2 protein-coding genes and 2 pseudogenes are annotated in these 4,532 nt (G+C 73.3%); all 4 read left to right on the forward strand.

Features of this window, described 5'->3' with window-relative positions; genetic code table 11:
- The first annotated feature begins 2 nt into the window (after positions 1-2).
- Positions 3-1,439: pseudogene (uxaC, locus tag WA805_RS23245) on the forward strand (glucuronate isomerase).
- Positions 1,436-2,989 (forward strand): mannitol dehydrogenase family protein, encoded by a 1,554-nt coding sequence (locus WA805_RS23250; RefSeq protein ID WP_425243399.1) that lies wholly within the window; start codon positions 1,436-1,438, stop codon positions 2,987-2,989. Before uxaC ends, WA805_RS23250 begins: the two are co-directional and overlap by 4 nt.
- 66 nt (positions 2,990-3,055) lie before the next feature.
- Positions 3,056-3,979, forward strand: a complete 924-nt coding sequence (locus tag WA805_RS23255) for an ATP-binding cassette domain-containing protein (RefSeq protein ID WP_425243400.1) — start codon at positions 3,056-3,058, stop codon at positions 3,977-3,979.
- Positions 3,976-4,532: pseudogene (locus tag WA805_RS23260) on the forward strand (ABC transporter permease); the annotation flags it as partial. The gene WA805_RS23255 and the pseudogene WA805_RS23260, both read left to right, overlap by 4 nt.

Below are 4,532 nucleotides of genomic sequence, written 5' to 3' on the forward strand. Positions count from 1 at the left end.
GGATGGATCAGGACCGGCTGTTCCCCGCCGACCCGACGACGCGGGCGATCGCCCGCGAACTGTACGCGGAGGTCCGCGGCCTGCCGCTGATCAGCCCGCACGGGCATGTCGACCCGGCGATGCTCGCCGACGACGTGGCGCTGCCCGACCCCGCCGCGCTGTTCGTCACGCCCGACCACTACCTCACCCGCATGCTGTACAGCCAGGGCATATCGCCGCTCCGGCTAGGCGTGCCCGATCGCGACGGCCGGGTGCACGCCGGCCCGCGTGAGGCGTGGCGCACCTTCTGCGAGCACTGGTACCTGTTCCGCGGCACGCCGAGCCGGCTGTGGCTCGAGGAGTCGCTCGCCGGGATCTTCGGCGTGACGCGCCCGCTCGGGCCGGCCACCGCGGACGAGGTGTACGACGAGCTGGCCGCCCGGGTCGCGGATCCGGAGTTCCGGCCGCGCGCGCTGCTGCGCCGGTTCGGCATCGAGGTGCTCGCCACCACCGATTCGCCGCTCGACAGCCTGGAGCATCACGCCAAGCTGGCGGCCGAGGGCTGGGGCGGGCCGGAAAAGAGGGTCATCCCCACCTTCCGGCCCGACGCGGTCACCGATCCCAGCCGGCCGGACTGGCTGGCGTCCGTCATCAGGCTGGGGGAGATTACCGGCAATGACACCGGGTCGTACGCCGGGTATCTAGCGGCGCTGGCGCGGCGGCGCGAGGATTTCAAGCGCGCCGGGGCGACCGCCACCGACCACGGCACGCCGACCGCCCAGACCGCGGACCTGGAACCCGCCGGCGCGGCCCGGCTGTACGACCGGCTGCTGCGGGACGCCGCCGAAGACGGCCCCGACCCCGCTGACGCGGAGCTGTTCCGGGCGCAGCTGCTCACCGAGTCGGCGCGGATGTCCGTGGACGACGGCCTCGTGATGCAGCTGCACCCCGGGGCGCAGCGCAATCACGACAGGTACCTGTACGCCGAGTTCGGCCCGGACTCGGGCGGCGACATCCCCGTCGCGACCGACTACGTGCACGCGCTGCGCCCGCTGCTCGACCGGTTCGGCGACGACCCGCGGCTGCGGCTGGTGCTGTTCACGCTCGACGAGTCGGCCTACTCGCGGGAGCTCGCGCCGCTCGCCGGGGTGTACCCGGCCGTGTACCTCGGCCCGCCCAGGTGGTTCTAAGACAGCCCGGAAGGCATGCGCCGCTACCGCGAGCTGACCACCGAGACGGCGGGCTTCTACAACACGGTCGGGTTCAATGACGACACGCGCGCGTTCCCGTCGATCCCGGTGCGGCACGACGTGGCGCGCCGCGTCGACTGCGGGTTCCTCGCGAGGCTGGTGGCCGAGGAGCGGCTGCCCGCCGACGAGGCGGCCGAGGTCGCCCGCGATCTCGCCTACCGGCTGCCGAAGCGTACCTACCGGCTCGACGGCGGGAGCGATGCGCCGTGACTGGGACCACGGGCCCGTTCGGGATAAATGATGACGGCGGCCCGCGGCTCAGCCTCGCCGGGCTGACCCGGGTACCCGCCGCCTACCGCCCGGCCATCGACCCGCGGCAGCGCCGGGTCCGCATCGTGCACCTCGGCATCGGGGCGTTCCACCGGGCGCACCAGGCGTACTACACGGAGGAATCCGGCGACTGGGGAAGCTGCGGCGTGACGCAGCGCAGCCCGCGGGTCGCGCAGCAGCTCGCGCCGCAGGACTGCCTGTACACGCTGCTCGTGCGGGACAGCGAGGACGCCAGCCCGCGGGTGATCGGCGCGGTCCGCGAGGTGCTGTACGGCGGCGGCGATCCCGCCGCGGTCGCCGCGCGGATCGCCGACCCTGAGGTGAGCATCGTCAGCCTCACCGTGTCGGAGAAGGGCTATCGGTACGACCCGGCCACGCGACGGCTGCGGCTGACCGACCAGGAAATCGCCGCCGATCTGGCCGGCCGCCCGCCGCGCACGGTGATCGGACAGCTCACCGCCGGGCTGGCGGCCCGCGCGGCAACGGGGGCCGCGCCGGTCACCGTGGTGTGCTGCGACAACCTGCCCGCCAACGGGCCGACGGTGCGCGGCCTCGTGCTCGACTACGCGCACGCGTGGGCGGCCCGGCACCCCGGCGGGGCGCGGCCGGGCGCCCTGCCGGACTGGATCGGCGCGCAGGTCGCCTTTCCCGCCACCATGGTGGACCGGATCGCGCCCGCGACCACGGACGCCGACCTGGCGGACGTGGCGGCCCTGCTCGGCATGCGGGACCTGGCGGCAGTGGTGACCGAGCCGTTCACCCAGTGGGTCATCGAGGACAGCTTCGCCGGCCCCCGGCCCGCGTGGGAGCGGGCGGGGGCGCAGCTCGTCCCGGACGTCGAGCCGTACGAGAAGGTCAAGCTGCGGATGCTCAACGGCACGCACTCGGCGGTCGCCTACCTCGGCGGGCTCGCCGGGTATGAGTTCATCGCCGGGGCGGTCGCCGACGACGTGCTCGCCGGCTATGCGCAGCTGCTGATGACCGCCGACATCGCGCCGACCTTGACGGCGCCACCGGACATGGACCTGGGCGAGTACGCGGCGCAGGTGCTCCGCCGGTTCGGCAACACGGCGCTACGGTACCGGTGCGCGCAGGTCGCCATGGACGGCAGCCAGAAGCTGCCCTACCGGCTGCGCGACACGATCGCGGACCGGCTGGCCGCCGGGGCGACTCCCGTGCGGGCGACGCTGGCCTTCGCCGCCTGGATGCGGCACGTCTGGACGCAGCGCGCGGACGATGGCAGGCCGTTTCCCGTCGACGACCCGATGGCGGACGTGTTCCGCGCCCGGCTTGCCGAGGCCGGGGTCGACGGGGAGTCGGTCTCGGCCGGTCAGGCGGGCCGGGTAGCCGGAGCGCTGCTTGGCATCAGCGCGGTGTTCGGCGAGCTGGCGGAGTCGGCGGTGTTCCGCGAGCTGGTCACGGAGCAGCTGAGCCGGCTCGCCCGCGACGGTGCCCGCCGCACCGCGGCCGCGCTGCTGGCTGAGGCCTGACGTCCCGGCGCTGGCGGGACGTTTGCAAGATTCACAAGATTCTGAATTCTCGGTAGGCTGGACGGCATGGCGAACGCTATTGAGGCGAACGGCCTGCGCAAGCGCTTCGGACGCGCGACGGCGCTCGACGGGCTGGACCTGACCGTTCGCGACGGCGAGGTGCACGCCTTCCTCGGCCCGAACGGCGCGGGCAAGACCACCACCATCCGCATCCTCCTCGGCCTGCTGCGGCGCGACGGCGGCGAGGTCTCGCTGCTCGGCGGCGACCCGTGGCGGGACGCCACCACGCTGCACAGCAGGCTCGCCTACGTGCCAGGCGACGTGACGCTGTGGCCGGGCCTGACCGGCGGGGAGATCATCGACCTGCTCGCCCGGCTGCGCGGGCGCCGGGGCGGCAACCACGATCCCAAGCGCCGCCAGGAGCTCATCGAGCGCTTCGACCTCGACCCGTCGAAGAAGGCCCGCGCCTACTCCAAGGGCAACAGGCAGAAGGTCGCGCTGATCGCCGCCCTCGCCAGCGACGCCGAACTGCTGATCCTCGACGAGCCGACGTCCGGCCTCGACCCGCTGATGGAGGCGACCTTTCGCGAGTGCGTCAACGCCGAGCGGCATCAAGGCCGGACCGTGCTGCTGTCCAGCCACATCCTGGCCGAGGCCGAGGCCCTGGCCGACCGGGTCACGATCATCAGGGCCGGCCGGACCGTGGAGACCGGAACCCTCGCGGACATGCGGCACCTCACCAGGACCTCGGTCGACGCCGAACTGGGCCACCCCATCACGCTCGACGGCCTGCCCGGCGTGCACGACGCGGCCGTCGAGCCCTCCGGCGAGGGCTTCCGGCTGCGCTGCGAGGTGGACAACGCCGCGCTGAACGACGTCCTCAGCCGCCTGTCAGCGGCCGGCGTGCGGACTCTCATCTGCCGTCCGCCGACTCTCGAGGAGTTGTTCCTGCGGCATTATTCGGAACGTACGGTGGCGACTGTCCAATGACGACCGGCTCGCTGACCGGCACGACCGCCCTGGCGAAGCTGGCGCTGCGCCGGGACAGGATCATGCTGCCCGTCTGGATCTACGTGATCGTCCTCGGCGTCGCGGCCAACGCCTACGCGTTCGTCAAGCTGTACAAGACCGCGTCCTCGCGCGCCGCGCTCGTCGCGTCCGCGCAGGGCAACCCGGCGCTGCTGTTCCTCTACGGCCGGCTGAACGGGACCTCGGCCGGCGCGCTCGCCGCCTGGCGGTACGGCGTCTGGGGCGCGCTGTTCGCCGCGCTGATGAGCGTCTTCATCGTTATCAGGCACAGCAGGGCGGATGAGGAGGCCGGGCGGCTCGAGCTGATCGGCTCGGCGCGGGTCGGACGGCAGGCGCCGCTGGTGTCCGCGATCGGGGTGGCGGCCCTCGCCAACGTGGTGATCGCCGCGGTGCTGTGCGTCGTGCTCCCGCTGCTCGGGCTGCCGGCCGCGGGGTCGGTGGCGCTGTCGCTGGCGATCGGCACCTGCGGGCTGGCGTTCACCGGCATCGCCGCGGTGACCGCGCAGCTCGCGTC

Origin of the sequence: Trebonia sp. (genome assembly GCF_049794275.1) — a bacterium.
Taxonomy (GTDB): domain Bacteria; phylum Actinomycetota; class Actinomycetes; order Streptosporangiales; family Streptosporangiaceae; genus Trebonia.